The organism is Mangrovactinospora gilvigrisea (assembly GCF_001879105.1).
Taxonomy (GTDB): Bacteria; Actinomycetota; Actinomycetes; order Streptomycetales; family Streptomycetaceae; genus Mangrovactinospora; species Mangrovactinospora gilvigrisea.
Genome location: NZ_MLCF01000202.1, coordinates 1 through 1,257, shown reverse-complemented (window position 1 = coordinate 1,257; position 1,257 = coordinate 1). Strand labels below are relative to the sequence as shown.

1 protein-coding gene is annotated in these 1,257 nt (G+C 65.5%); it reads right to left on the bottom strand.

Annotated features, from left to right (window positions below; translation table 11 throughout):
- Nucleotides 1–1,257: maltose alpha-D-glucosyltransferase (gene treS / locus BIV57_RS23225; RefSeq protein ID WP_071658828.1), on the bottom strand; the 1,257-nt coding region annotated here is incomplete at both ends.

Genomic DNA, 1,257 nt, shown 5'->3' with positions numbered 1-1,257 from the left:
CCAGTAGAAGCCGTGGCCGGCGAGGGTGAGGAGGTAGGGCAGGCGGCCGATGGCGGGGAAGCGGACGCCGCCGGTGAGTTCGATGGGGATGCGTTCTTCGTAGGGGCGCAGGTCGAGTTCGGTGGGTTGGGCGAAGCGGGAGAAGTTGGCGACGCACATGACCAGGTCGTCGCCGTATTCGCGGAGGTAGGCCAGGACGGCGGGGTTGGCGGAGGGGAGTTCGAGGTAGCTGCCGAGGCCGAAGGCGGGGTTCTGCTTGCGGACTTCGATCATGCGGCGGGTCCAGTGCAGCAGGGAGCTGGAGTTGCTCATCTGGGCTTCGACGTTGGTGACCTGGTAGCCGTAGACGGGGTCCATGATGGTGGGGAGGGTCAGGCGGCCGGGGTCGCTGCTGGAGAAGCCGGCGTTGCGGTCGGGGGTCCATTGCATGGGGGTGCGGACGGCGTCGCGGTCGCCGAGCCAGATGTTGTCGCCCATGCCGATTTCGTCGCCGTAGTACAGGACGGGGGAGCCGGGCAGGGACAGCAGGAGGCTGGTGAAGAGTTCGATCTGGTTGCGGTCGTTGTCCAGGAGGGGGGCGAGGCGGCGGCGGATGCCGACGTTGGCGCGCATGCGGGGGTCTTTGGCGTATTCGGCGTACATGTAGTCGCGTTCGTCGTCGGTGACCATCTCCAGGGTGAGTTCGTCGTGGTTGCGCAGGAAGATGCCCCATTGGCAGCCGGAGGGGATCTGGGGGGTCTTGGCGAGGATCTCGCTGATGGGGTGGCGGGATTCGCGGCGGACGGCCATGAAGATGCGGGGCATGACGGGGAAGTGGAAGGCCATGTGGCATTCGTCGCCGCCGGAGGTGAAGTCGCCGAAGTAGGGGACGACGTCTTCGGGCCATTGGTTGGCTTCGGCGAGGAGGACGGTGTCGGGGTAGTGGGTGTCGACTTCCTTGCGGACGCGTTTGAGGAATTCGTGGCTGGCGGGGAGGTTTTCGCAGTTGGTGCCTTCGGCGGCGTAGAGGTAGGGGACGGCGTCGAGGCGGAAGCCGTCGATGCCGAGGTCGAGCCAGAAGCGGAGGGCGGCGAGCATTTCTTCCTGGACGACGGGGTTTTCGTAGTTGAGGTCGGGTTGGTGGGAGAAGAAGCGGTGCCAGAAGTACTGTTTGCGGACGGGGTCGTAGGTCCAGTTGGATTTCTCGGTGTCGACGAAGATGACGCGGGCGTCGGGGTACTGCTTGTCGTCGTCGGCCCACATGTAGTAGTCCCCGTA